At 59.9% G+C, this 26,828-nt stretch carries 23 protein-coding genes; 14 read left to right on the top strand and 9 right to left on the bottom strand.

Annotated features, from left to right (window positions below):
* A partial coding sequence (locus tag AAAB16_RS15335) for a hypothetical protein (RefSeq protein ID WP_340664099.1) occupies positions 1-207 on the top strand: 207 nt, incomplete at its 5' end.
* Positions 208-620: 413 nt separating this feature from the next.
* Positions 621-1,784, top strand: coding sequence for a 1-acyl-sn-glycerol-3-phosphate acyltransferase (locus tag AAAB16_RS15340; protein WP_340664100.1), 1,164 nt, complete (start codon positions 621-623; stop codon positions 1,782-1,784).
* A gap of 69 nt (positions 1,785-1,853) precedes the next feature.
* Here the strand turns inward: AAAB16_RS15340 and AAAB16_RS15345 are convergent, their stop codons facing one another.
* The 4 genes from AAAB16_RS15345 to tcdA all read right to left on the bottom strand — a co-directional run bounded on the left by AAAB16_RS15345 (position 1,854) and on the right by tcdA (position 7,198).
* The gene (locus AAAB16_RS15345; RefSeq protein WP_340664101.1) at positions 1,854-2,138 is read right to left on the bottom strand and encodes a hypothetical protein; all 285 of its coding nucleotides are present in this window, start codon (positions 2,136-2,138) and stop codon (positions 1,854-1,856) included.
* 363 nt (positions 2,139-2,501) lie between these two features.
* Positions 2,502-3,938: an aldehyde dehydrogenase gene (gene aldA, locus AAAB16_RS15350; protein ID WP_340664102.1), complete on the bottom strand. Its 1,437-nt coding sequence runs from the start codon at positions 3,936-3,938 to the stop codon at positions 2,502-2,504.
* A 53-nt stretch (positions 3,939-3,991) separates the two neighbouring features.
* Positions 3,992-6,172, bottom strand: coding sequence for a PQQ-dependent dehydrogenase, methanol/ethanol family (locus tag AAAB16_RS15355; RefSeq protein WP_340664103.1), 2,181 nt, complete (start codon positions 6,170-6,172; stop codon positions 3,992-3,994).
* Positions 6,173-6,391: 219 nt separating this feature from the next.
* Positions 6,392-7,198 (bottom strand): tRNA cyclic N6-threonylcarbamoyladenosine(37) synthase TcdA, encoded by an 807-nt coding sequence (tcdA, locus tag AAAB16_RS15360; protein ID WP_110616170.1) that lies wholly within the window; start codon positions 7,196-7,198, stop codon positions 6,392-6,394.
* 382 nt (positions 7,199-7,580) lie between these two features.
* Here tcdA and AAAB16_RS15365 point away from each other — a divergent pair, with 382 nt between their 5' ends.
* On the top strand, positions 7,581-10,175 hold the full coding sequence (locus AAAB16_RS15365; protein ID WP_340664104.1) for a glycosyltransferase: 2,595 nt from the start codon (positions 7,581-7,583) through the stop codon (positions 10,173-10,175).
* Positions 10,176-10,522: 347 nt separating this feature from the next.
* On the opposite strand, the gene lptG is transcribed toward AAAB16_RS15365, so the two are convergent.
* Both lptG and lptF read right to left on the bottom strand, forming a co-directional pair.
* Positions 10,523-11,584 carry an LPS export ABC transporter permease LptG gene (gene lptG, locus AAAB16_RS15370; RefSeq protein ID WP_110616168.1) on the bottom strand — a complete coding sequence of 354 codons (1,062 nt, stop codon included), beginning with the start codon at positions 11,582-11,584 and terminating at the stop codon, positions 10,523-10,525.
* Complete coding sequence (gene lptF, locus AAAB16_RS15375) at positions 11,577-12,698, bottom strand: LPS export ABC transporter permease LptF (RefSeq protein WP_340664105.1); 1,122 nt, start codon at positions 12,696-12,698, stop codon at positions 11,577-11,579. The genes lptG and lptF overlap by 8 nt, the downstream gene beginning before the upstream one ends.
* A gap of 279 nt (positions 12,699-12,977) precedes the next feature.
* On the opposite strand from lptF, the gene AAAB16_RS15380 reads away from it, so the two are divergent.
* The 7 genes from AAAB16_RS15380 to rlmF all read left to right on the top strand — a co-directional run bounded on the left by AAAB16_RS15380 (position 12,978) and on the right by rlmF (position 20,544).
* On the top strand, positions 12,978-14,468 hold the full coding sequence (locus AAAB16_RS15380) for a leucyl aminopeptidase (RefSeq protein WP_340664106.1): 1,491 nt from the start codon (positions 12,978-12,980) through the stop codon (positions 14,466-14,468).
* Between the two features lie 70 nt (positions 14,469-14,538).
* A complete protein-coding gene (locus AAAB16_RS15385; RefSeq protein ID WP_110616165.1) occupies positions 14,539-14,958 on the top strand; it encodes a DNA polymerase III subunit chi in 420 nt (139 codons plus the stop codon).
* Positions 14,959-14,965: 7 nt separating this feature from the next.
* Complete coding sequence (locus AAAB16_RS15390) at positions 14,966-15,583, top strand: DNA polymerase III subunit chi (protein WP_340664107.1); 618 nt, start codon at positions 14,966-14,968, stop codon at positions 15,581-15,583.
* Between the two features lie 313 nt (positions 15,584-15,896).
* On the top strand, positions 15,897-18,743 hold the full coding sequence (locus AAAB16_RS15395) for a valine--tRNA ligase (RefSeq protein WP_340664108.1): 2,847 nt from the start codon (positions 15,897-15,899) through the stop codon (positions 18,741-18,743).
* 52 nt (positions 18,744-18,795) lie between these two features.
* Positions 18,796-19,260 (top strand): hypothetical protein, encoded by a 465-nt coding sequence (locus AAAB16_RS15400; protein WP_340664109.1) that lies wholly within the window; start codon positions 18,796-18,798, stop codon positions 19,258-19,260.
* Positions 19,261-19,273: 13 nt separating this feature from the next.
* Complete coding sequence (locus tag AAAB16_RS15405; protein WP_340664110.1) at positions 19,274-19,570, top strand: winged helix-turn-helix domain-containing protein; 297 nt, start codon at positions 19,274-19,276, stop codon at positions 19,568-19,570.
* The gene (gene rlmF / locus AAAB16_RS15410) at positions 19,567-20,544 is read left to right on the top strand and encodes a 23S rRNA (adenine(1618)-N(6))-methyltransferase RlmF (protein WP_340664117.1); all 978 of its coding nucleotides are present in this window, start codon (positions 19,567-19,569) and stop codon (positions 20,542-20,544) included. Before AAAB16_RS15405 ends, rlmF begins: the two co-directional genes overlap by 4 nt.
* 91 nt (positions 20,545-20,635) lie before the next feature.
* Here the strand turns inward: rlmF and AAAB16_RS15415 are convergent, their stop codons facing one another.
* Entirely contained in the window at positions 20,636-21,121 is a 486-nt protein-coding gene (locus AAAB16_RS15415) for a PACE efflux transporter (RefSeq protein WP_340664111.1), read from the bottom strand.
* Between the two features lie 88 nt (positions 21,122-21,209).
* Here AAAB16_RS15415 and AAAB16_RS15420 point away from each other — a divergent pair, with 88 nt between their 5' ends.
* The 4 genes from AAAB16_RS15420 to rhlB all read left to right on the top strand — a co-directional run bounded on the left by AAAB16_RS15420 (position 21,210) and on the right by rhlB (position 25,988).
* Positions 21,210-22,091: a LysR family transcriptional regulator gene (locus tag AAAB16_RS15420; RefSeq protein WP_340664112.1), complete on the top strand. Its 882-nt coding sequence runs from the start codon at positions 21,210-21,212 to the stop codon at positions 22,089-22,091.
* 132 nt (positions 22,092-22,223) lie between these two features.
* Positions 22,224-23,024 (top strand): ABC transporter substrate-binding protein, encoded by an 801-nt coding sequence (locus AAAB16_RS15425; protein ID WP_340664113.1) that lies wholly within the window; start codon positions 22,224-22,226, stop codon positions 23,022-23,024.
* A gap of 210 nt (positions 23,025-23,234) precedes the next feature.
* Positions 23,235-24,398, top strand: a complete 1,164-nt coding sequence (locus AAAB16_RS15430) for a dipeptidase (RefSeq protein ID WP_340664114.1) — start codon at positions 23,235-23,237, stop codon at positions 24,396-24,398.
* A gap of 123 nt (positions 24,399-24,521) precedes the next feature.
* Positions 24,522-25,988 (top strand): ATP-dependent RNA helicase RhlB, encoded by a 1,467-nt coding sequence (gene rhlB / locus AAAB16_RS15435; protein WP_340664115.1) that lies wholly within the window; start codon positions 24,522-24,524, stop codon positions 25,986-25,988.
* Positions 25,989-26,098: 110 nt separating this feature from the next.
* Here the strand turns inward: rhlB and moaE are convergent, their stop codons facing one another.
* A complete protein-coding gene (gene moaE / locus AAAB16_RS15440; RefSeq protein WP_340664116.1) occupies positions 26,099-26,548 on the bottom strand; it encodes a molybdopterin synthase catalytic subunit MoaE in 450 nt (149 codons plus the stop codon).
* Position 26,549: 1 nt separating this feature from the next.
* Complete coding sequence (locus tag AAAB16_RS15445) at positions 26,550-26,798, bottom strand: MoaD/ThiS family protein (protein WP_340664118.1); 249 nt, start codon at positions 26,796-26,798, stop codon at positions 26,550-26,552.
* Between the last annotated feature and the right edge of the window lie 30 nt (positions 26,799-26,828).

Consider the following 26,828-nt stretch of genomic DNA (forward strand, 5'->3'; position numbering starts at 1 on the left):
ACTGGCAAACTCAGCAAAGAATGGGAAACCCAATACGGCCCCAGCGATACGGTGCCGGCCTCTGGTATTTACTACTGCACCAGCTGCCATCGCGAAGTCACCTGCAATAAAGGCGACGGCTTCCCCACGCAAAACCACGCCCAACACCCCTCCGGCAAAATTAACTGGCAGCTCAGCGTGATGACCGACACGTCTGCTGGGAGCTAAGTGTTGCAACGTCGGCGGTAAGTGATTGAGAGAGGGCTGTCTGCACACTGCTTGGGTCAGGCAGCCCGATAGCGCTAAAACTCGGCGATATAAAAAGGCTCTTCTTGCATTCAGGCGTTTAGGTCAAAACCTCCGTTCGGACATGGCGGCTATATGCGGGATATCGTTGGATATGCCGAGTTCTGAGAATCTCGGTTCGCCAACTCGCATATGGCTGCCACCCAATCGTTTCAGTCGCGGCCGGCGCCTTTATCAACAAATTCCCTTCTAGACGCAGCTATTCAACCTCAGCGAAATTCACACCTAACAACTATTACAAGCCCACGGCCTCTGTGTGACTTGTCTGTATACTCGCCGGTCTATTGCTGACCGCAACATTCCACCCGCAACCGTTACCAGAACAAGAGAGCATGATGGGCGAATTCGATGCCATCCGACCGTACGCTGACGCCGAAGTCCCTGCTGTGTTGGAGCGCCTTATGGCGGACCCAGCGTTTTTGCAGATCATCACGCACTTCCGTTTTCCTCGCCTGGCCAAGCATTTTTCCTGGCTGCTGAAACCCGTTGTGGCCCATCGCCTGCGTTCGCAGTTTGCCTCGATCAATTCGGTGGCGGCGTTGCAGGACAAGGTCGAGGTGTATGTCGACCGCAGTATTGAGCAGGCCACCGATGGCGTGACCTATAGCGGCCTGGAGCATTTGCAGGCGGGTAAGGCTTATCTGTTTTTGGCAAACCACCGCGATATCGTGATGGACCCGGCGTTTGTTAATTACGCGGTGTACCACGCGGGGCTGCCAACGCCGCGCATTGCCATTGGCGACAACCTGCTGCAAAAGCCGTTTGTTAGTGACCTGATGCGCTTGAATAAGAGCTTTATCGTGCACCGCTCGCTCACCGGCCGGCGCGAAAAGTTGGCGGCATTTCAGTTGTTGTCGGCGTATATCAACCATTCAATTCGCAACGATCAGGAGTCGATCTGGATCGCTCAGGCCGAAGGCCGGGCGAAGGATGGTGATGACCGCACCGATTCGGCGATTTTGAAGATGTTTCATATGAGCCGTAAGGATGAAACCTTTGCCGAGGTGATTGGCGGGTTGAATCTGGTGCCGGTGTCGATCAGTTATGAGTACGACCCGTGCGATCAGGCCAAGGCGCGTGAGTTGTATATCCGCGCCACCACGGGCAGTTATGAAAAGGCCGCAGGCGAGGATGACAAGAGCATCGGCCTGGGCATCACGGGTTATAAAGGCCGTGTGCACCTGAACTTTGCCCCGCCGGTGGTGAGCGGGTTTGAGGACAGCAAACAGCTGGCGGTGGAGATGGATCGGCAGATTCTTAGCGGTTACCGCCTGTTCCCGGTGCATTACCTGGCGTATATGCAGTGGGCTGAGCGCGATCCAACGTTGCCGGTGCCGGATGTAACTGAGCTGTTTGCGGCGGATGAATTGGCGGCGGCGCAGCAGGAGTGGCACAAGCGTTTGGACAATTGCCCGCCGGAGCAGCGCCCATACCTGGTGGTGCAGTACGCCAACCCGGTGCGCAATCAGTATCGGATCAAGGCAGGTTTGCCGTTGTAACGCTTAGCAGAAACAGAAAAGGCGGCCCCAAGATTGGGAGCCGCCTTTTTTATGCGCGTTGCATTTGTTTCAAAACCGCGTGCTAAACCAAGAAACACCCAAAGCGATGCCCAAGCAGGCATAACCAAAGCGGGTAAAGAAGCGGTTGAGCTGTTGAGTCGCGGCGTCAAGGTCAGAGAGGTCGGCGCTGTCGGCTACGTCACTATCAGCAACCAGGCCGGCGATGGCGCGGCGTTGGCGAATATGGGTGGCGATCAACAGCCAGCTGCCGGCGACGGCGAAGAACATGGCCAGGGCGTTTATGGTTTGAGCGGGGTGGGACAATGCCAGGGAAAACAACGCCTGCAACGACATCTACAACCTCTGCTTCAGGGCCACTGCAAAGGCCCTGTTTAACGGTGCGCCGGCCCGGGTCGGGGCGCTACGGCGGCGGAGTTTACCGAAGCGGGGGCTGCTTGCTGGCGGTTTCCGACGAATGCCTTTAGCTGGCGTAAAGGTCGGCCCTCACCCTGGCCGCCGCCCCTAGTCCCTCTCCCGCTAGCGGGCGAGGGGAATAGAAAAGGGATAGCCGCACTACTTCCGTCATTGCTCCAGGGGTTGGCGTGCAGGCGGGGGGCATTTGATCCAGCTATTAAATCTCGAAGAAAAAAAAGCGGGCCCATACCGTGTAAATGGAACCCGCTAAAAAGCACTGCTTACCTAATCACTGCCAGGGGTTTATTCCTGAATATACACCACGTGGGTATGGGTAAATTCGTACAGCCCGTGCTTGCCATCCGCGCCACCAATGCCGGATTTACGGGTGCCGGCGTGGAAGCCTTGCATGGCTTCGAAGTTTTCGCGGTTGATGTAGGTTTCGCCGAAGTCGATTTCGCGGCTGGCTTTCATTGCGGCGCTCAGGTTGCGGGTGTAGAGCGAGGAAGTCAGGCCGTATTCGCTGTCGTTGGCCAGGGCGATTGCTTCGTCCAGGTCGTCGACAATCTGCACGGGCAGTACCGGGCCGAAGATTTCTTTACGCATGATTTCCATATCTGCGCTGCAACCGGCAAGTACGGTGGGTTGGTAGTGGAAGCCTTTGCCCAGGTCCGCTACCGCCCCGCCGGTGATAATTTCAGCGCCCTGGCCGCTGGCGGTTTTGACCATTTGCGCGACTTTGTCGAGACCGATCTGGTTAACCAATGGCCCCATGTCCAAGTTGGCATCTACCGATGGATCGCCGTATTTGGTCGCGGCCATGGCCTTGGCCAGTTTTTCGATAAATTGGTCGGCCACTTTGCGCTCCACGTATACCCGCTCGGCGCAGTTGCACACTTGCCCGGTATTGATCACCCGCGAGGCAGTAATGGCGTTAACCGCCAGTTCCAGGTCGGCATCGGCGAGAACAATGGCCGGCGCTTTGCCGCCCAGTTCCAGGTTGAGTTTGGTGATATTGGGCGCCGCTGCGGCCATGATCCGCGAACCGGTGAGCACGCTGCCGGTAAAGCTGATCAGGTCGATGCCAGCATGGCTGGTGAGTGCATGGCCGGCGCCAGCGCCGGTGCCGCTGACGACGTTGAACACGCCAGTGGGCAGGTCGGTTTCGGCGACCAAGCGCGCAAATTCAAAGCAGTTGATGGGCGTCTCTTCGCTTGGTTTGATCACGATGGTGTTGCCGGTAATCAGCGCCGGGGCCATCTTGCGGGCGATCAAAAAGAACGGAAAGTTCCACGGCAGAATGCCGGCCACTACGCCCAAGGGTTTGCGCTGCAAAAAGATGTGCTCGCCGGCGCGGTCGCTGGTCAGCACTTCGCCTTCCAGGCGCCGCGCCCACTCGGCCATATAGTCGAGGTAGTCGGCGGTGAAGTTGACTTCGACCATGGCCAGCGCCGGCACCTTGCCTTGCTCCCTGGTGATAATGCCCGCCAGGCGCTCGGCGTTGTCGCGCACTTTGTTGGCGATTTTGCGCAAGTAGCCGGCGCGTTCGATAGCCGGTTTGGCGGCCCAGCCTTTTTGCGCTTTGCGGGCGGCGGCGATGGCCCGTTCAACCTGGACGTTGGTGGCTTGCGGCACGCGCGCCAGCAGGTCGGCGTTGGCCGGGTTGTAGACTTCGATCAGCTCTTCGCTGCCGATAAAGGTGTTATCGATGTAGTTCTCGTAGGTGACGATAGTGCTCATTCGGGTCTCTCCTTTTACACGCTTAAACGCCCGCCGCAGCGGGCGGCCAGAGGTCAGTTGCTGGCGGTTTTCTTGGCGCCGGCCAGTTGCTCTTGCAGGTCATAGGCGCGTTTGATCAGGTACTGGTGCACGGCTTCGGCTTGTTGCAGATCCAGGTGGCCTTGGAACGACGGCATGCCGTCTGGAATGCGCCCGCCGTAAATGATGCCGAGGAAGCGTTCGTGGTTTTCTTTGCTCAGGGTGCGCAGGTCTGGCACCACGCCGCCGCTGATGGCGTTGATGCCGTGGCATTGCGAGCAGCTGCCGTTGAACAGCTCGCGGCCTTGGTCGATTTGCGCGGTGGTGCCGGTCAATTTCGGCGGCTCAGGCTTGCGATCGGCAAAGCGATCTTTGAGCTCTGGCAACTTCGCGGTGCCGCCCAGCTTGTAGGTCAGCACTTGCGCGTTGGGCTTGACGCCCGCACGCAGCGACAAGGCGCCGGCAAAGGTGGAGAACGCCCCGCCCCAGCCAGCCATAAAGGTTACGTACTGCTCGCCGTCCACTTCATAGGCAATAGGTGCGGCCATCACACCGGTATTGGCGGGCGACTCCCAGAGCTTTTTCCCGGTGTCGGCGGCGTAGGCCACCACGCGGCCGTTGGCGGTGCCTTCAAATACCAGGTTGCCGGCGGTGCTGAGGGTGCCGCCGTTAAAGATGGTGGGGTACGGCTGCTCCCAACGCACTTCCTGCTTGATCGGGTCCCAGGCGATCAGTTTGCCGGTCCAGGTATCGGCGATCTTGCGCAGGCCATCCGGGTCTTCCGGCATCATCCCGGTGTTGACGTCGAGCTGGTAAATGCTCTTGAACTTCGAGCGTGGCGGCGCGCCGTCAACGTCTTGGTACATGGCCGACATAATGTGCGCCGGGATATACACCAGACCGGTTTGCGGGTTGTACGACATAGGCTGCCAGTCGTGCGCGCCCCAGAAAGCCGGCTGAATCAGGCGGGCTTTTTTCTCCGGGTCTTTCCAGTAGTCCGAGACTTTTTCGTTACGGATCGGCCGGCCGGTTTTCATGTCGATGCCGGTGGCCCAGTTGATCGGGATAAAGTTTTTCGCCGACAGCAACTCGCCGGTGGCGCGGTCAATCACGTAGAAAAAACCGTTCTTCGGCGCCTGCATCAGCACCTTGCGTTTTTTCCCGTTGAGTTGCAGATCCACCAGCATGATGTGCTGGGTGGCGGTGTAGTCCCAGGCATCGCCCGGGGTGGTTTGGTAGTGCCAGACGTATTCGCCGTTGTCGGGGTTGATGGCGACGATGGACGACAGGAACAGGTTGTCGCCTTTGCCTTCACTGCGAATACGCGGGTTCCACGACGAGCCGTTACCCACACCGATGTACAGCAGGTTCAGCTCGGGGTCGTAGGACATGGAGTCCCACACGGTGCCGCCACCGCCTTGCTTGTGGTAGTTGTCGCCAAACCAGGTTTTGGCGGCGATTTCCATGCCTTTGCCTTTGGGCATTTCTTTCGGGTCACCGGGCACGGTAAAGAAGCGCCAATCTTGTTTGCCGGTCTCGGCGTCGTAGGCGGTGATATAGCCGCGCACGCCAAACTCGGCGCCGCCGTTACCGATGATGACTTTGCCTTTAACGATACGTGGCGCGCCGGTGATGGTGATACTGCGGCTAGGGTCGGTGCGGGTATCCACACTCCAGACCTTTTGCCCGGTCTTGGCGTCGATGGCTTCCAGGCGGCCGTCGAGCACGCCGACGTAGACCTTGCCATTCCACACGGCCACGCCACGGTTGACCGCGTCGCAGCAGGCTTCACCGGCGCGCGAGCGGTCCGATTGCGGGTCGTATTTCCACAGCAGTTTGCCGTCGCGGGCGTCCAGGGCGTAGACCATGGAGAACGGCCCGGTGGTGTACATCACGCCGTCGACCACAATCGGCGTGGCTTCCACGCCACGGTCGATATCCAGCTTGTAGCTCCAGGTCAGGCCGAGCTTGTCGACGTTGCCGTCGTTGATTTTTTTCAGCGGGCTGAAGCGTTGCTCGTCGTAGGTGCGGCCGGTCGTCATCCAGTTGCCGGGCTCGCTGTCGGCCGCGCTGATACGGGCGCCGTCCACAGCCGCTGGCTTATCGGCAGTGGCCGCCAGGGCGTGGCCGGAAATGGCTGCGCTAAGCAGCAGTGAAGCGAATAGGGTTTTTGCCAGTGCGGGGTAATGGCACTGCTGCAGGCCAATCTGATTCATCGGGGAATCTCCAGTTCTTATTAGGAGCCGCAGCGCTGCGCTGCTGACGATAAGGACTGGAGCAACGGCTGTGCCATGGGCCGTTAAAAGAGCTGGAATGCCCGGCTGGCGGGGCTTGTAGCGAAGCGTTCAGGCACCCTGGTGACCGTTGGAGTGTTGCAGCAATACGACAGGTGTCGCAGCGCCGCCTGCGCCTGACGCAGTGGCGCTACACCTCGGTCAAACCGCCGCGCGCTCGGACGGCCGCCGCATACCGGCAAGCAACTTATCCACCGCCTTGGCAGCGGCGACCATGCCAAAGGTGGCGGTGACCATCATCACCGCGCCAAAACCGCCGGCGCAGTCGAGCTTGACGCCGTCGCCGACGAATTTCTTTTCCAGGCAAATACTGCCGTCGGGTTTCGGGTAGCGCAGTTGTTCGCGGGAGTACACGCACGGCACGCTGTAGTGGCGGCCTTGGGTGCGGGAAAAACCGTAATCGCGGCGCAGCGCCGAACGCACGCTGGAGGCCAGTGGGTCGTTGGTGGTTTTATTCAGGTCGCCGACCTGGATCAGCAATGGGTCAATCTGCCCGCCCGCACCGCCGGTGGTTATGATTTGAATCTTGCGGCGCTTGCACCAGGCAATCAGCGCAGCCTTGGCGTTAACGCTGTCGATGCAGTCGATCACGCAGTCCAGGTGCACGGTGATGTACTCGGCCATGGTCTCGCGGGTGACAAAGTCGCTGACCGCATGCACCACACAGGCCGGATTGATGGCGCGAATGCGCTCGGCCATCACCTCGACCTTGGGCTGGCCGATGGAACCTTGCAGGGCATGGATTTGCCGGTTGGTGTTGGTGACGCAGACATCGTCCAGGTCAAACAGCGAGATTTCGCCCACACCGCTACGCGCCAGCGCCTCGGCCGTCCACGAACCGACGCCACCAATGCCGACCACCGCCACATGGGCAGCGGCCAGGCGCGCCAAGCCATCGCGGCCGTACAAGCGGGCAATACCGCCAAAGCGTTGATCATCTGTACTCATCACTGCACCTCTCTACGGCACCCTCTATAAAGGGAGCGTCCGGCCAATCGGCGCGCATTATAGGAAGCGCGAGCGCCAGGCCCAAGTGTTGTCTGCCGCCAGAGGTCTGTTTGCTGGCGTATTGAATGGGGCGCAGAGCGTGCGCAGGCATGCCTGCCTATGCTTAACTGCCACCGGCACCGATGGCCCGACGGTGCCAGTAAAACGCCAGCGCAACTGGCTCAGAGCCGAACTATTAACAGGCGGCGCTGACCAAGGTTGGCGGGCAATAAAACCGGGCGATTGGCCGGAGCTATACAGCCATTTGGCGCCGGAGTAGGATGCGCGCCGACCGGCGCTCGCCGGCATCTCTCCGTTCCACCCTTTGGAACCTGAAACGTCTATGTCATCGCGTAAATTTGGACTCAACCTGGTGGTATTCGTGGCAATTGCCGCGCTTTTCACCGGCATTTGGGCGCTGTACAACCGTCCGGTCACAGCCCCGGACTGGCCCGAGCAAATCTCCGGTTTCTCCTTCTCGCCGTTCCGTCTCGATCAGAACCCGCAGAAGGATCAATACCCGACCGACGAACAGATGCGCGAAGACCTCGAGCTTCTGAGTAAACACACCGACAACGTGCGCACCTATTCGGTCGACGGCACCTTGGGCGATATCCCCAAGATTGCTGAAGAATTCGGCCTGCGCGTGACCTTGGGCATCTGGATCAGCCCGGACGAGGAGCGCAACGAGCGCGAAATCGCCAAGGGCATCGAGATCGCCAACTCCTCCCGTAGCGTTGTGCGCGTGGTGGTGGGTAACGAAGCGTTGTTCCGCCGCGAAGTAACGCCCAAACAACTGATGGTGTTCCTCGACCGCGTACGTTCCCAAGTGAAAGTACCGGTGACCACCTCCGAGCAGTGGCACATCTGGGAAAAATACCCGCAGCTGGCTAAGCACACCGACCTGGTGGCGGCGCACATCCTGCCGTATTGGGAATTTATCCCCATGGAGGATTCCACCCAGTTCGTGCTCGACCGCGCTCGCGACCTGAAACGCATCTTCCCGAAAAAACCGCTGCTGCTTTCCGAAGTGGGCTGGCCGAGCAACGGCCGTATGCGTGGCGGTGCCGATGCAACCCAAGCCGACCAGGCCATTTACCTGCGCACCTTGGTTAACACCCTGAACGCCAAAGGCTTTAACTACTTTGTGATTGAAGCCTTCGACCAACCGTGGAAGGCCAGTGACGAAGGTTCGGTAGGCGCCTATTGGGGCGTGTTCAACGCCGCACGGCAGCAGAAGTTCGCCTTTGAAGGCCCGGTAGTGGCCATTCCGCAGTGGCGCGTGTTGGCCATCGGTTCAGTCGTGCTGGCCATGCTTGCCCTGGCCTTGCTGCTGATTGACGGCAGCGCCCTGCGCCAACGCGGCCGCACCTTCCTGACCTTTGTTGCCTTTGCCGGCGGTTCGGTGTTGGTGTGGATCGGCTACGACTACAGCCAGCAATACAGCACCTGGTTCAGCCTGACGGTGGGGCTGTTGCTCGGCGTCGGCGCCATTGGCGTGTTTATCGTGCTGCTCACCGAGGCCCATGAATTGGCCGAGGCAGTGTGGGTGCACAAACGTCGCCGGCCGTTTATTCCGGTCAGTGGCGACAGCACCTACCGGCCGAAAGTGTCGATTCACGTGCCCTGCTACAACGAGCCGCCGGAGATGGTTAAACAAACCCTCGACGCGTTGGCCAAGCTCGATTACCCGGACTTCGAAGTCCTGATCATCGACAACAACACCAAAGACCCAGCCGTATGGGAACCGGTGCAGGCCTACTGCGAAAACGTGCTGGGCCCGCGCTTCCGCTTCTTCCATGTGGCGCCGCTGCATGGTTTTAAAGGTGGCGCACTGAACTACATCCTGCCGTACACCGCGCCGGATGCTGAAGTGGTGGCGGTGATCGACTCGGACTACTGCGTTGACCCGAACTGGCTCAAGCACATGGTGCCGCACTTCGCCGACCCGAAAATCGCCGTGGTGCAATCGCCGCAGGACTACCGCGACCAAGACGGCAGCGCCTTTAAAAAGCTCTGCTACGCCGAATACAAAGGCTTCTTCCATATCGGCATGGTCACCCGTAACGACCGCGACGCGATCATTCAGCACGGCACCATGACCATGATTCGCCGTACCGTCATGGACGAGCTGAAGTGGGCCGACTGGACCATCTGCGAAGACGCCGAGCTGGGTCTGCGCGTATTCGAAAAAGGCTACTCCGCCGCCTACGCCTACGACAGCTTTGGTAAAGGCCTGATGCCGGACACCTTTATCGACTACAAAAAGCAGCGTTTCCGTTGGGCCTACGGCGCCATTCAGATTATGAAAGGCCACGCCGCCAGCCTGTTCCGCGGCAAAGACACCGAACTCAAACGCGGTCAGCGCTACCACTTCGTGGCCGGTTGGCTGCCGTGGGTGGCAGACGGTCTGAATATCTTCTTCACCGCCGGCGCCCTGCTCTGGTCGGCGGCGATGATCATCGTGCCGCAACGGGTCGACCCGCCGCTGCTGATATTCGCAATTCCGCCATTGGCGCTGTTCTTCTTTAAGTTCGGCAAGATCGTGTTCCTCTACCAACGCGCCGTAGGCGTGAACTTGAAGGACGCTTTCTGCGCCGCGCTGGCGGGCTTGGCGTTGTCACACACCATCGCCAAAGCGGTGCTGTACGGCTTCTTCACCACCAGCATCCCGTTCTTCCGCACGCCGAAAATGCGCTCCAGCCACGGCTTTATGGTGGCCATGGCCGAAGCGCGTGAAGAGGTGTTTATCATGCTGCTGCTGTGGGGCGCTGCCGTAGGGATTGGCATCGTCCAGGGCTTCCCCAGCAACGACGTGAAGTTCTGGGTAGCCATGCTGCTGGTACAGTCGTTGCCCTACCTGGCCGCGCTGATCATGGCCTTGCTGTCGTCGCTGCCCAAGCCGCCGGAGGTTCCGGAAGTGGCGCTGGCAGAGTGATCTGACCGGGTTTAAAAAAATGCCCCGTATCGAAAGGTATGGGGCATTTTTTATGGGTGACGGGTGGGTGGCTGGCAGGTACGGCCTGAACAGCGCCTTCACGGCGTCAGCGCAAGAGCTGGAGGTGACTAAGGGGCTGGTAAGGGGCAAGGCCTGCGCAGTTTGCAGGGCCGCTGTTTAAGCCCTTACAGCCTCAATGGGCTGAGGCTACCGTCAATAAGGGACAGACCCACTGCAGCGTTTGCGCGGCAGAAAGCAAAACCGGCAAGCCCTCCCACAATGCCAGATCAGAGACCTGAACATCGGCGCTAGAACTCGCCGGTTAAAAGGGCTTTAGCGCCTGGGTATTACCCGGCGCGGCGCAACATCCAGAAGCCGGCAACCGCGCAAATCAAGCTAGGGATCAGCACCGCCAACAACGGCGGGAAGCCAAACACCAGGCTCGATGGGCCGAGCAAGTCCTGAGCAATACGGAACACGAAGCCCACCAGCACACCGGTAAATACGCGCTGGCCTAGGGTTACCGAGCGCAGCGGACCAAAGATAAAGGAGATCGCCATCAGCACCAGCGCGGCGGTCACCAACGGTTGCAGCACCTTGGTCCAGAACGCCAGCCAGTACTTACCGTTGGCCAGGCCTTGGTCCGCCAGGTAATGGATGTAACGCCACAGCCCGGTTACCGACAAGGCTTCCGGCTCCAGCACCACAGTGCCGAGCAATTGTGGGGTCAGTTGCACGTCCCAGCGCTCGCTTGGGGTTTGCACCACTTCGGTATTGCGCTCGTGAAACAAGGTGGTAGCAACCTCCTCCAACTGCCAGTGATCGCCCTGGTATTGGGCTTTCTTGGCAAAACTGGAGGCTTGCAAGTGACGCTGCTCATCAAAGGTGTAGCGGGTTACGCCATACAGCACGCCATTGGGTTGCACAGCGTTGATATGCACAAACTCATTGCCCTGACGGTGCCACACACCGCGCTTGGAGCTTTGCGCTTCACCGCCGCCCTGGGCCATGGAACGGCTGGCTTGGCCGATATTCTCGCTCCACGGCGCCAAGTACTCGCCAATCAGCACACCGGCCAGCATCAGCACCAGCATCGGTTTCATTACCGCCCACACGATACGGCCAACCGACACGCCAGCGGCTCGCATAATGGTCAGCTCGCTGCTGCTGGCCAGACTGCCCAGGCCAATCAAGCAACCGATCAACGCCGCCATCGGCAGCATTTCGTAAACCCGTCGCGGCGTGGTGAGGAAGATGTACCAGGCGGCATCGTCCAGGCCGTAGCTGCCCTGCACATCGCCCAGTTCGTCGATAAAGGCGAACAACAGCGCCAGGCCAACAATAATGCCCAGCACCGACATAATCGCGAAGAACACGCTGGTGCCGATGTAACGATCCAACTTAACCATGCGCCAACTCCCGCGCCAAACGGCGCCCCATCAACTTCAGGCGCAACGGCTCCCAGAACTGCAGCGTCAGACCGATCAGCAAAAACAAACCGTGTACCCACCATAAGCCAACGCTCATGGGGATCTTGCCTTTGTCCAACGCGCCGCGAGCGGCAATCAGCAGGGACAGATAAGCCATATAAAGCAGAATGGCTGGCAGCAATTTGAGGAAACGGCCCTGACGTGGATTAACCCGCGACAGCGGTACCGCCAACAGCGTGACGACAAACACCAGCAACGGAATCGAAATTCGCCATTGCAGCTCAGCCTGCTTACGCGGCTCGTCGCTGCCAATCAGCTCGCGGGTCGGCAAGGCTTCACGTTCGCTGATATCGCTGCTGACTTCCGGTTTAACCAGCAATACGCCGTAGGTGTCGTACTTGATGGCGCGGTAATTAGCGGCGCCGGGGTTACCGTCGTAGCGGTAGCCGTTTTCCAGAATCAGGTAGCGGCTGCCATCGGGCTGGATTTCCTGGCGGCCTTTATCGGCCACCAGAACGGTAATGCCGCGTTCTTTATCGCCCTCTCTGGACAGGCGTTTCTCGGAAATAAAGATGCCGCCCAACTGGCTACGGTCATCTGACATTTCCTGGGTATAGGTCACCCGCGTACCGCTGCGCATGGCCTGGAAGCGGCCGGGCACCAGGGTGTCGAACTCGGTCAGGGCGTCTTGCTCGTTGAGAATTTTCGCCACTTGCGCCACACCTTGCGGCGCCAGGCCCAGGCTCAGCCAGGCAACGATCAGCGCGACCAGCGTCGCCGGCGCCAGGGTGTAAGCCAGCAGGCGCTGCTGGCTCATGCCGGTGGCGGCCAGCACGGTCATTTCGCTGTCCAGGTACAGACGACCGTAGGCCAGCAGAATGCCGAGGAACAGGCCCAGCGGCAGAATCAGCTCAAGAAAACCCGGCAGGCGAAAGCCCATAATCAGAAACAGCACACCCGGATCGAGCGCGCCCGATGCGGCCTGGGCCAGATACTTAATGAAGCGACCGCTCATGATGATGACCAACAGCACGCCACTCACCGCACTCAGGGTCAACATCACTTCGCGAGACAGATAACGGAAGACAATCAAACCAGACACTCCAGGGTTGTCAGGCTCAGGCGGCTAAGCTCAAACTAGCCGACCTGTTGCTAGCCCAGTAAAGGCTAGCGACCGAAAATTTGCAGGTGTGGATACGAAACCAACACGGGTCGCGCCTGCCGAACAACAGCAAGGACGCGGAGTTTACTAGAGCCTGCTGCGCAGTCCGAGCCCGATTTGCAAAGGCTTTTCCTTGCCGCGCGGTTTTCACACCAAATAAACGCGGCATTATCCTGTAATACCTACCGGTTGTCTTGGGGACTCCTCGCCATGGAATTTGTTGTTAAGAACGCACGTCCAGAAGCACTGAAAACCGCCACCCTGGTAGTCGCCGTTGGCGAAGGCCGCGCACTGGGCGCTGCTGCGCAAGTGCTCGACGTTGCCAGCAATGGCGCCATCAGCGCCGTACTGAAACGCGGCGACCTGGCCGGCAAAGTTGGCCAAACCCTGTTGCTGCAGAGCCTGCCTAATCTCAAAGCCGAACGCGTACTGCTGGTCGGCAGCGGTAAAGAGAGCGAACTCTCTGACCGCCAACTGCGCAAATTGATCACCGCCGTACAAGGTGTTTTAAAAGGCCTGGGCGGCAAAGACGCCGTGCTGGCCCTCGACGACTTGCAAGTAAAAGGTCGCGACGCTTACAGCAAAGCCCGCCTGCTGGTGGAAACCCTGGCCGACAACGACTACAGCTTCGAGCTGTATAAGTCGAAAAAAAGCGAAGCCCGCGCCCTTAGCAAAATCACCCTGCTAACGGAAAAGGCCACCCTCGCCGACGTTGAACGCGCCAGCAAACACGCCCAGGCCATCGCTGCCGGCATGGCCTTTACCCGCGACCTGGGCAACCAGCCGCCGAATATTTGCCACCCCACCTACCTGGGTGAGCAAGCCAAAGCCTTGGGCAAAGCCTACAAGGCGTTGAAAGTCGAAGTGTTCGACGAGAAGAAAATCAAAGAGCTGGGCATGGGCTCGTTCCTGGCCGTGGCTCAGGGCAGCGTGCAACCACCGCGCCTGATCGTGTTGCAATACAACGGTGGCAAAAAGGGCGAGAAGCCGTACGCCCTGGTGGGCAAAGGCATCACCTTTGACACGGGCGGCATCAGCATCAAGCCGGCCGCTGGCATGGACGAAATGAAGTACGACATGGGCGGTGCTGCTAGCGTATTTGGCACCTTTAAAGCGGTGCTGGAGATGCAGCTGCCGATCAACCTGGTCGGCGTGATGGCCTGCGCCGAGAACATGCCCAGCGGCAGCGCTACTCGCCCTGGCGATATCGTTACCACCATGAGTGGGCAGACCGTGGAAATCCTCAACACCGACGCCGAAGGCCGCTTGGTGCTGTGCGATGCGCTGACCTACACCGAGCGCTTCAAGCCGCAGGCGGTCATCGACTTGGCCACCCTGACCGGCGCCTGCATCGTCGCGCTGGGCAGCCACACCTCGGGCCTTTTGGGTAACAACGACGAACTGCTGCAACAACTGCTTAGCGCCGGCCAGGTAGCCGATGACCGCGCCTGGCAGCTGCCGTTGTTCGACGAATACCAGGAGCAGCTCGACAGCCCATTCGCTGACATCGCCAATATCGGCGGGCCGAAAGCCGGCACCATCACGGCGGCCTGTTTCTTGTCGCGCTTTACCAAAAACCTCAACTGGGCACACCTGGATATCGCCGGCACGGCCTGGATCAGCGGCGGTAAAGACAAAGGCGCCACTGGCCGCCCTGTGCCCTTATTGAGCCAATACCTGCTGGACCGCGCCAAGGTCTGATACGTACCACCTGACGGCGCGTGTTCGGCTAGGCTGAACACGCGCCCGACCTCTATCGAACAAGCCCACCATGCCCCGCATCGAATTCTACGTACTCTCCTCCACCGCCCCAGCCGACCGCCTGCGCGCGGCCTGCCAATTGGCGATGAAGGCCTGGCGCCACGGCATGCCGGTGTTTATGCGCGCCAGCGACGAGGCCCAATGCGCTGAAGTGGACGAACTTTTGTGGCGTTTCAAGGCCGAAACCTTCGTACCCCACAACCTGCATCGCGATGCAGCGGATGCGCCGGTGGTGATTGGCCTGGACGACGAACCTGCGGCCAGCCAAGGTTTGCTGATCAACCTCAACAGCAGCCTATCGCCCCACGTACAGCGTTTTAGCCGGGTGATTGAAATCGTCAACCAACAACCCGAACAACTGGCGAGCTCGCGGGAAAACTTCCGCACCTATCGCCAGCAAGGTTATGACCCCAAGCGAGTTGAACTGTAGCCACGCCATGGACACACCAAAACCGCCGCAAAAGCCCAACCACTTGCTCGACGACCTGGAGTCGATCCGCGAGTTTTTGAGCAATAACGACTCGAAAAGCGCCGCTGACCCGCAGTTGCTGGACTTGCCGCTGCTCACCGACTCGGTGGAACTGGGGCAGATTCCGCTGCTCTCCGAGATTGTCACGCCAGGCCGCAGCGCTCCTGCACCAGCCCCGGCCAGCCCGGCTACGCCGCCGCCCGTGCAAGCGCGCCCCAGCATTCCAACTGCGCCTGCGCATACACCGCCACCGGCAGTGGCACGGCCTAATCCGGCGCCTGCCGCTGTTACTCCAGCCGCAACAGCGCCCACCGCTAGCCACGCATCGGCAGCCATCGCCCAGCCCCACGCGCCGCAACCGGTCACGCCACGCCCGCAGCCGCAAGCGATTGCACAAACCGTGCAGCGCAGCGTTGAAAGCAGCAACACCACCAGCGACCTGCTGCGCCTGGACGGCGAACTGCGTGCCGCCGCCCAACTGATTCTGCAAGACGTAATCGACGACTTTGTGCCGCAGATCGAAGCCGAGCTGAAACGCCGCTTGGAAGCGCGGCTAACGCGCCTTCTGCCGCAGCGTAAACCTTAACGCCCGTCTCGCCGTCCTCCCCTGGTACCTCGCCGCGTCAGAATTCCGGGCTTGCCTCAAGATTCTGGATTCCCGCCTACGCGGGAATGACGGAAATACCCATACAAACTCCGTCGCCCCGCGCCGGCGGCGGCCCGACGATTCGGGACCCAGGTACCTCGCCGCGTCAGGATTCGAGGCTCGCCTCAAGATTCTGGATTCCCGCCTGCTCCGGATCGGCAACGCCTCCCTAACACGCGCCTTACCCGCCCACGACCAACCCCGTTATACTTGCCGGCTTTCCGATTAGCCGCCGAACAGGGTCCGAATCCGCATGGACAAGACGTACCAGCCCCACGCCATTGAAACTTCCTGGTACGAAACCTGGGAGTCGAAGAATTATTTCGCCCCGCAAGGTAGCGGCGACTCCTACACCATCATGATTCCGCCGCCGAACGTCACCGGCAGCCTGCATATGGGCCACGGCTTTAACAACGCGATCATGGACGCGCTGATCCGTTTCCGCCGCATGCAGGGCCGCAACACCCTGTGGCAGCCGGGCACCGACCACGCTGGTATCGCCACGCAAATGCTGGTGGAGCGCCAGATCGGCGCCCAAGGCCTGAGCCGTCACGACCTCGGCCGCGAGAAATTCCTGGAAAAAGTCTGGGAATGGAAAGACCAGTCTGGCGGCAATATCAGCCGGCAGATCCGCCGCCTCGGTTCCTCGGTGGACTGGAGCCGCGAGAAATTCACCATGGATCCCGACCTGTCCGAAGCCGTACAGGAAGCCTTTGTGCGCTTGCATGAAGATGGCCTGATCTACCGCGGCAAGCGTCTGGTGAACTGGGATACCAAACTGCACACGGCCATTTCCGACCTCGAAGTGGAAAACCACGACGAAAAAGGGTTCCTGTGGAACCTGCGCTACCCGCTGGCCGATGGCGCTACAACCGCTGATGGCCAGACTTATCTGGTGGTCGCCACCACCCGCCCGGAAACCCTGCTCGGCGATAGCGCCGTAGCGGTGCACCCGAGCGATGAACGCTACCAAGCGCTGATCGGCAAATTCGTTGAGCTGCCGCTGGTTGGCCGGCTTATTCCTATCGTTGCCGACGAATACTGCGACCCAGAATTCGGCACCGGCTGCGTAAAAATCACCCCGGCGCACGACTTTAACGACTACGAAGTGGGCAAACGCCACAGCCTGCCGCTGATCAACGTGCTGGACAAAAACGCCGCCATCCTCGGCCGCGCCCAGGTGTTCAATATCGACGGTAGCGTCAACGCCGAATTCAACGCCGACCTGCCGCAGCAATACGCTGGCATGGACCGCTTTGTTGCGCGTAAGCAAATGGTGGCTGACCTCGACGCCCAAGGCCTGCTGGAAAAGGTCGACGACCACGCGCTGAAAGTGCCGAAGGGCGATCGCTCCGGCACCGTGATCGAGCCGTGGCTGACCGATCAGTGGTACGTCTCCACTAAACCGTTGGCAGAAAAAGCCATCTCCGTGGTGGAAAGCGGTGAAATCCAGTTTGTGCCCAAGCAGTACGAAAACATGTACTTCAGCTGGATGCGCGATATCCAAGACTGGTGCATCAGCCGTCAGCTCTGGTGGGGCCACCGTATTCCGGCCTGGTACGACGAAGCCGGCCAGGTCTATGTAGGCCGCGACGAAGCGGAAGTACGCGCCAAGCACAACCTCGGCGCTATCGCCCTGCGCCAGGACGAAGACGTACTCGACACCTGGTTCAGCTCGGGCCTGTGGACCTTCTCCACCCTCGGCTGGCCGCAGCAAACCGAAGCGCTAAAAACCTTCCACCCCACCGACGTGCTGGTGACCGGTTTCGACATCATCTTCTTCTGGGTCGCCCGGATGATCATGCTGTCCACCCACCTGACCGGGCAGATTCCGTTCAAGACCGTGTACGTGCATGGCCTGGTGCGCGATGGCCAAGGGCAGAAAATGTCCAAGTCCAAGGGCAACGTGCTCGACCCGCTGGATATCGTCGACGGCATCGACCTGGACACCCTGCTGGAAAAACGCACCAGCGGGTTGATGCAGCCGAAAATGGCGGAAAAAATCGCCAAGCAAACCAAAGCCGAGTTCCCCGAAGGTATTGCCAGCTACGGCACCGACGCCCTGCGCTTTACCTTCTGCTCGCTGGCCTCCACCGGCCGCGATATCAAGTTCGACATGGGCCGCGTCGAGGGCTACCGCAACTTCTGCAACAAGCTGTGGAACGCCGCCAACTTCGTGATCGAAAACACCGACGACCAGGACACTGGCGTTAACGGTGAAGACGTTGAGCTGTCGTCCGTCGACCGCTGGATCATCTCCCAACTGCAACGCACCGAAGCCGAAGTGACCCGCCAGCTGGATAACTTCCGCTTCGACCTGGCGGCGCAAAGCCTGTACGAATTCGTCTGGGACGAGTACTGCGCCTGGTACCTGGAACTGGTTAAGCCGGTGCTGTGGGACGAGAACGCACCCATCGAGCGTCAGCGCGGCACCCGCCGTACCCTGGTGCGCGTGTTGGAAGTGATCCTGCGCTTGGCCCATCCGTTTATGCCGTTTATCACGGAAGAAATCTGGCAGCGGATCAAAACCGCCGCTGGCTGCCCTCAAGGTGGAGAGCGTGGCGAGACGATCATGCTGCAAGCCTGGCCGGTGGCCAACGAAACGCGCATTGATGCCGCAGCCGAAGGCGATATCGAGTGGGTGAAAGCGTTGATGCTCGGCCTGCGCCAGATCCGTGGCGAGATGAATATCTCCATGGCTAAACGCATCGACATCTTCCTGCAAAACGCCAACGCCGAAGACCAGCGCCGCCTGCACGACAACGCGCCGCTGCTGAACAAGTTGGCCAAGCTGGATAACGTCACCGTGCTGGAAGCCGGCGCCGAAGCACCGATGTCCGCCACCGCACTGGTTGGCGATATGCAGGTGCTGGTGCCGATGGCTGGCCTGATCGACAAGGACGCTGAACTGGCGCGTTTGGACAAAGAAATCCAACGCCTGAGCCAGGAAGTGCAGCGTGTCGGCGGCAAGCTGGGCAATGCGGCGTTTGTCGACAAGGCCCCGGCCGACGTCATCGCCAAAGAGCGCGCCAAACTGGCCGAAGCCGAACAGGCCGTGGCCAAGTTCAACGAACAACGCGCGCGTATCGCCAGCCTCTAAGTCCCGCTTACTCGGCCCTGATTATCAGGGCCGAGTCTTATTGGAAACACGGATGGCCATCTCCTTACGCTTTGAATCCACCCTGAAATCCAGCCCGGCCCAGGTTTGGCGCTGGATTACCGATGTGCGTTGCTTGCGTAAGGAAATGCGCCCGTGGCTGTGGATGAGCATTCCCTTTAGCGTGCGCAATCTGGCAGACGTTGACGTGCAGCCAGGCGAGCCACTGTTTACCAGTTGGCTGTGGCTATTCGGCTTACTGCCACTGGGCACCTCGAAACTGACCCTGCTGGAACTCACCCCTGGCGTCGGCTTTATCGAGCAATCGCCGATGACCGGCACGCGCTTGTGGCGCCACCAACGCAGCCTGGAAGCGTTTGGCAATGGCGGCACGCGGGTGGTCGACCAGCTCACGGTTGAACCGATCTTCGCCACCTGGCTGGTACGCGGTTTTCTTCAGGTGTTTTTTGCCAGCCGGCACCGCGCCTTGCGCGCCCGTGACCGCAAGCAACTTCATTAGGCCGGAGCGCCCCATGGACGTCAGCAAAACCAAAAGCAGCTTCTACCGTCGCCTCTATGTGGCTTGGCTAATCGACAGCGGCACAGCCAGCAGCGTGCCGGCCTTGATGGAAGCCACCGGCATGCCGCGGCGTACCGCCCAAGACACCCTGCTGGCCTTGGCCGATCTGGATATCGACTGCCAATTCGCCCAGCAAGAAGGCGAGCGCAATAACGCCGGCCACTACGAAATTCGCAGCTGGGGCGCCATCGACAAACAGTGGATTGGCGCGCACCTGAAACAGATCAAAGCCGTACTGGGTTACCCCTGATGTCGACGAAAAAGCCCACCGCGCCCGGGGAAAAGAAAGCCGTACTGCACCCGCGCAACCGTCATCAAGGGCGCTACGACTTTCCCGCGATGATCAAAGCCAACCCAGAGTTGGCCGCCTTTGTGGTGCTCAATCCCTATGGCAAAGAAAGCATCGACTTCGCCAACCCGGCTGCGGTAAAAGCCTTTAACCGCGCCCTGCTCCAGCAGTACTACGGCATTCAAGGCTGGGATATTCCGCCCGCCTACCTGTGCCCGCCGGTGCCTGGCCGCGCCGATTACTTGCACTACTTGGCCGACCTTTTGGGCGCTAGCCATGACGGCGTAACTCCGCGCGGCAAGGGCGTGCGCGGTCTGGATATTGGCGTTGGCGCCAACTGCATTTACCCGCTGATTGGCCAGCATGACTATGGCTGGCAATTTGTCGGTGCCGATATCGACCCGGTGTCGCTGGCCTCTGCCGCCGCCATCGTTAACGCCAATCCGAAGATTGCCGGGCATATCGAACTACGCCAGCAGCCAGACCCGGCGCATATTTTTCAGGGGCTTATTGGCAGCGACGAACGCTTCGACTTCACCCTGTGCAACCCGCCGTTTCACGGCTCGCTGCAAGAGTCGCGCGCCGGCAGCCAGCGCAAATGGAAAAACCTTGGCAAGCTCGACCCCACGCGCAAATTGCCAGAGCTGAACTTCGGCGGGCAAAGCAACGAACTGCACTATGAGGGCGGCGAGTTGGCCTTTATCAGCCTGATGGCTGACGAAAGCGTAGCGTTTGCCGAGCAGGTGTTTTGCTTTAGCACCCTGGTGTCGAAAATCAGCAACGTGGCGCTGCTGCAACAACGTCTACAACAGCTCGGCGCCGGTGATATCCGCGTGGTGGATATGGCCCAAGGGCAGAAGCAAAGCCGCTTTGTCGCCTGGACCTTTCTCGACAAAAATGCGCGGCGGGCGTGGCGCAAAGCGCGCTGGAATTAGTACGGGTTGAGCCTGCCGCGTCCCAAAAATGCAAAGCACCCTCCTCCCCCGCGCGAGCGAGAACCCAGGTGCGCAGCGATCACCGCAAGCGTTAGTCCCCTGCGAGATTCTGGATTCCCGCCTTCGCGGGAATGACGGTATCGGGTGAGAAGTCGCTCCCCAACGTCGCACTTGGCACGCCAAACACCAGATCAAACCCCCACTGAAATACAAACGCATACAGCAGAAAAAACAGCATCAGGGAAAAGTCGGTGACCAACGCCTGCCACCAGCCGATGCTTAATGCCCAGACCAACATCGGCACGGTCATCAGCAGCAACCCCAATTCAAAACTGACAGCGTGCAACACCCGTCTGGCTACTGTGCGCTGTGGTTTACGCTGACGTTTTTCCCAAGCCTCAAACAGGCTGTTAAACAGCATATTCCACAGCATGGCGGTCACACACAGTGTCAGCGCCAACCCGCCAGAAACCGCCAGCCCGCCGCCAAACACCCAGGCCAGCATCGGCGTAATAAACACCAGCGCCACTGCCTCGTAACTGACTGCCTGCACCACTTTGCGTTTTTTGCCTTGCATCGCCGTCTACTCACACTTGCCAATGTGCAGCTACTGTATTTCTAATGCTCTGAAACCTTTAGTCAGCTCCTTTCAGGAATATTGATAGATGAGCCTTAGCAAAGAGGCGGTGCAGGTGTTTCTCGCGGTGCTCGACAAGGGCTCGTTTTCCGCCGCCGCGCGCAGCATTGGCCGGGTGCCATCGGCGGTCAGCATGACCATCAGCAACCTTGAGGCCGACCTTAATCTGCAACTGTTCGACCGGCATGGCCGCGAGCCGCAGCCCACCGCAGCGGCCCTGGCGTTGCAGGCCAAAGCGCGCTTTATGCTGCAGCAATTTGAATTGTGGGAAGCCCAGGCCCTGGCGCTATCTACCGGCCTGGAAAGCTGCCTGTGCCTGGCCATCGCTCCGGAGTTGCTGGCCGCCGATTGGGCTACCCCCTTGGCCAAACTCGCCGAGCGTTTTCCGACCTTGGATGTTGAGGTACTGGCTGCCCCGGAAGCTGACGCCATTCGCCTGCTGCACGAGGGCCGGGTGCAACTGGCGCTGGTGTTTGAAAACCCCAACTTCGACAGCCGCGAGTGCTGCCAGGAAACCATTCAAGAAACCCTGCTGGCAGTGATCGCGCCCCACCACCCGGCCATCGCCAGCGGCCGCCAGTTGCGCATCGACGAGTTGGCCGAGCACCGGCAAATTGTGGTCGCTGGTCGCGACCCGGAACCTTCGCAGCCGCGCTTTCTCCAGGCCCACCACCATTGGCGTACCGACAGCCACACCGCGGCACTGCGCATGATGCAGGCGGGCCTGGGCTGGGGTTATCTGCCGGAGTCACTGGTGCGTCCGCAGTTGCAGGCCGGCAGCCTGGTGGAACTGCAGCTCAGCAATATTTCCCAGCTGACCTTATGGGTCGACCTGGTGTGGTCCAACAACAAGCCCCTGGGTGTTGGCGCGCAACACTTTATCGAGCTGGTACGCGAGCAACGGCAATAGCCCGCCAAGCGCTCTACGGCGCACTAAAGCAGGGCACAAAAATGCCCCTACCGAAGCGCCAAAGTTCTGATAGCCTGCCGCTTCGACTGACAGCGGTAAGGCAGGTGACACATGACAGAGGAGCGCGACCGCATGGCTGTTTATGCCCGTCGTATCCCATGTTCATGGTTTGCCCTGGCCCTGGCTTTTGCCTTTCCCGCCCTCAGCTGCGCCGAACCCCATAACATCGGGGGCCGCCTGCGGGTGCTTACCGAGCACTCGCCACCGGGTGAGTACCAGGAACCCTCCGGGCGGGTCACCGGCCCCACTGCCGAGATGGTCCGCGAGCTGATGCGTCGCGCTGGTGAGCGTGCGGAAATCGAACTGCACCCTTGGAAGCGCGGCTACGAATATGCCCTCACCGACCAACCCATCGCCCTGTTCGAAACCGCGCGCACACGCGAGCGTGAGCAATTGTTCAAATGGGTGGGGCCGATCAAACGCATCTCCCGTGGTTTATATGCCCTGGCAGAAAACGCCCAACCGCTAAGCCGACTGGAAGAAGCCCGCAGCGCCGCCGGCATCTGCGCCTACAACGGCGACAGCAGCAGCGACATGCTCCAACAGCAAGGCTTCGCCAACCTCGCCTCGCCGACCCTGCCCGAACAATGCCTGAGCATGCTGCTGCGCAACCGTGTGGCCATGTGGGCGACCAGCGATATCGAAAAAGACTCCTTCCTCGCCACGGTTGGTCTGCCGCCGGACACGATCAAACGGGTGCTGGAATTGGATATTCGCGAGTTGTATATCGCCTTTTCCCTGGCCACCCCCGATAGCACGGTGCAGCGCTGGCAGACCGTTCTAGACGAGATGAAGCGTGATGGCACGCTGGCCAGTTACTACCGCGGGACGTACTCGCAAGAGCAGATTGATTCGGTGAGCTCGGTGGAATAAGTCGTTTGGTTTCACGCCTTATGCGCAGTGCTTTGTAGGGTGTGACGTGCGCACCGGCGTTTGCTGTTTGCTTCGCTGCTTAAGTCTTCTTCCTTATCACGTGCGCGGAACGTTTTGTTTCAAGGCAGGATTGGGCGAGGGCAAGGCCCGGCACAATTTAACCATCGATTTGCTACAGTCGCCCCACAACAACAAGCTCGGATGCTACCCATGCGTAAACTCACGATTGTGGTACTGGTTCTACTGGCCATTGGCCTTGGGGTGTTTTTCTCCCTGCCGACCTATCTGGACCGTAAGTTAAACAGTGTGGAAAACCCGGCGCCCTACCCGGCCAGCGCACAGGCCGAAACCCTGCACAACACCCTGTTTATTGCCGACCTGCACAACGATGAACTGCTGTGGCAGCGCGATATCCTCAAGCGCGTGAGTTACGGCCACTCCGATTTGCCGCGCCTGATCGAGGGCCATGTGGCGCTGCAGGTGTTTTCCACCGTCACCAAAACCCCGCACAACCTCAATTACGAAAAAAATGGCAGCGACAGCGACGACATCACCCTGTTGGTGATGGCCCAGCGTTGGCCCACCGCAACCTGGAAAAGCCTGCTGCAACGCGCGCTGTATCAAAGCGAAAAACTGCATCAGGCCGCTGCCGACAGCAACGGCAAGCTGGTGGTAATTAAAAGCCGTGACGGACTGGCGACCTTTATAGAGGCGTGGAAAAAAGACCCGAACCGCGTCGCCGGCATTATGGCGACCGAAGGCTTGCAGGTGATCGAGGGCAAGCTGGATAACGTGGACCGTCTGTATGACGCCGATTTCCGTATCGCTGGCCTCACCCATTTTTTTGACAACGAAGTTGGCGGCTCGGCCCATGGCCTGGTTAAAGGCGGGCTGACGCCACTGGGCCGTCAGGTGATTACCCGCTTGCAAGACAAAGGCATGCTGATCGACCTGGCCCACGCGTCGCGGCCGTTGATTGATGATGTGCTGGCCATGGCCAAGCGTCCGGTGCTGGTTTCCCACACGGGCGTGGAAGGCACCTGCCCTGGCACCCGTAATCTCAGCGACGCGCATATCGAGAAAATCGCCGCGACCGGCGGGGTGATCGGTATTGGTTTCTGGGAAACCGCCGTATGCGAGACGTCGGTGCCGGCCATCGTCAAGGCTATTCGCTACACCGCCGACAAAGTGGGCGTCGCCCATGTAGCGCTGGGGTCGGACTTTAACGGCACCATCCACGCACCGTTCGACAGTACCGGCCTGGCGCAATTGACCGAGGGTTTGCTCAAGGCAGGCTTTAGCCAGGACGACATTGCCGCGATCATGGGCGGCAATGTGCAGCGCCTGTTGCTGGAAACGCTGCCAGAGGCCTGATCGGCTAAGCCAGAAAGCCCGCCGGTAGCAGATGTTTAGGCAGTTGCCTGCAACATTTCGCCGCACCCGCTTATTGCTTTACACTGGCGGGCGTTCATTCCTTAACCAATTGAAGAGATTCCCGTGCTCAAAGCACTCAAGAAAATGTTTGGCAAAGGCGAAGGCGAGCTGCCGGCGTCCGTTCCTGCCGCCCCCTCTTCCGCGCCAACCCCTGCCGTAGAAAGCCCCCGCCAGGCTAAACCCAGCCAGCCTCGGCAGCCGCGCGCTGCGCAGAGCGAGCGCGTTGAAGCGCCGCAAACAGCCGTTGAAACCGCCAGCACCAGCAACCCCCGCCAAGAAAAACCGCGCCGCGCCCGTCCGGCACCGGTGGTAAGCACCTGGAAGCTGGAAGACTTTGTGGTTGAACCGCAAGCCGGCAAAACCCGTTTTCACGACTTCAAACTCTCTGACGAGTTGATGCACGCCATCCACGACTTGGGTTTCCCCTACTGCACGCCCATTCAGGCCGGTGTGCTTGGCTACACCCTTAAAGGCCAAGACGCCATTGGCCGCGCCCAGACCGGCACCGGCAAAACCGCCGCGTTCCTGATTTCGATCATCACCCAACTGCAGCAAACCCCTCCGCCGAAAGAGCGTTTTATGGGCGAGCCGCGCGCGCTGATCATTGCGCCGACCCGTGAGCTCGTGGTGCAAATCGCCAAAGACGCGCAGCTGCTGACCAAGTACAGCGGCCTGAATGTAATGTCGTTTGTGGGTGGTATGGATTTCGACAAGCAGCTCAAGCAGCTTGAGTCGCGTTACTGCGACATTCTGGTGGCCACGCCGGGCCGTTTGCTGGACTTCGCCCAACGCGGCGAAGTGCATTTGGATATGGTCGAAGTGATGGTGCTCGACGAAGCCGACCGCATGCTGGACATGGGCTTTATTCCGCAAGTACGGCAGATCATTCGCCAGACCCCGCCGAAAAACGAACGCCAGACCCTGCTGTTCTCCGCGACCTTTACCGAAGACGTGATGAACCTCGCCAAGCAGTGGACCACCACCCCGGCCATCGTTGAAATCGAGCCGGAAAACGTCGCCAGCGACACCGTGGAGCAACATATCTACGCCGTGGCCGGCAGCGACAAATACAAGCTGCTGTACAACCTGATTACCCAGAACAACTGGGAACGGGTGATGGTGTTTGCCAACCGCAAAGATGAAGTGCGCCGCATCGAAGAACGCCTGATTCGTGATGGCGTCAGCGCCGCGCAAATGTCCGGCGATGTGCCGCAGCACAAACGCATCAAAACCCTGGAAGGTTTCCGCGAAGGCAAAATTCGCGTGATGGTCGCCACCGACGTAGCGGGCCGCGGTATTCATATCGACGGCATCAGCCACGTAATCAACTTCACCCTGCCGGAGATGCCAGACGATTACGTACACCGAATTGGCCGCACCGGGCGTGCCGGGGCCAGTGGCGTGTCGATCAGTTTTGCTGGCGAAGATGACTCCTACCAGTTGCCGGCGATTGAAGAATTGTTAGGGCGTAAGATCAACTGCGAAACGCCACCGACTGAACTGCTGACACCCGTGCCGCGTAAGCACTGATAGCCGTAAATGAAAAGCCCGTCCACTGTGACGGGCTTTTTTGCACCCCAACATCCGTCATCCCCGCGAACGCGGGAATGACGGTGTTCGGGGTGGAGGGTTGTGAGAAGTCACCGCCAACGCTCAGCCGCATCCTTATCACTGCACTTACCTTCCACCCACCTTGGCCCATCGGGGGTGTCTTCCTGCTTCCAGAACGGCGCGCGGGTTTTCAGGTAGTCCATGATAAAGGCGCAGGCGTCGAAGGCGGCCTGGCGGTGGGCGCTGGTGGTGGCGACAAACACAATCGGTTCGCCCGGTTCCAGGCGGCCGATGCGGTGAATCACTTCAACGTTGAGCAGCGGCCAGCGCTGCCCTGCTTCGTCGGTAATCTTGCCCAGGGCCTTTTCGGTCATGCCGGGGAAGTGTTCGAGGAACATGCCGGACACGTCCTTGCCGTCATTAAAGTCGCGCACATAGCCGACAAAACTCACCACTGCGCCAACGCCGGCATTGGCGGCGTGCATGGCGTTAAGTTCCAGGCCGGGGTCGAAGGCAGCGGTCTGTACGCGAATGGCCATCTCAGCCTCCGGTTACGGTGGGAAAGAAGGCCACTTCATCGCCATCGGCCAGCGGCTCTTCCAAGCTACACAGCTCCTGGTTACGGGCGCACATCAGGTTCTGCTCGGCCAATACCTGCCACACACCGCCACGGCCCAGCAGGTGCAGGCGCAAGGCATTGAGGGTGGTGAAGGCACTGGCGTTATTGATTTGCTCAGCGTCGATACCCAGGGCTTCGCGGTAACGGGCGAAATACTGCACGCGGATCATCCCTGTACCTCGTCGGCCTTTAATTGACCG

The organism is Pseudomonas sp., assembly GCF_037994325.1.
Classification (GTDB): domain Bacteria; phylum Pseudomonadota; class Gammaproteobacteria; order Pseudomonadales; family Pseudomonadaceae; genus Aquipseudomonas.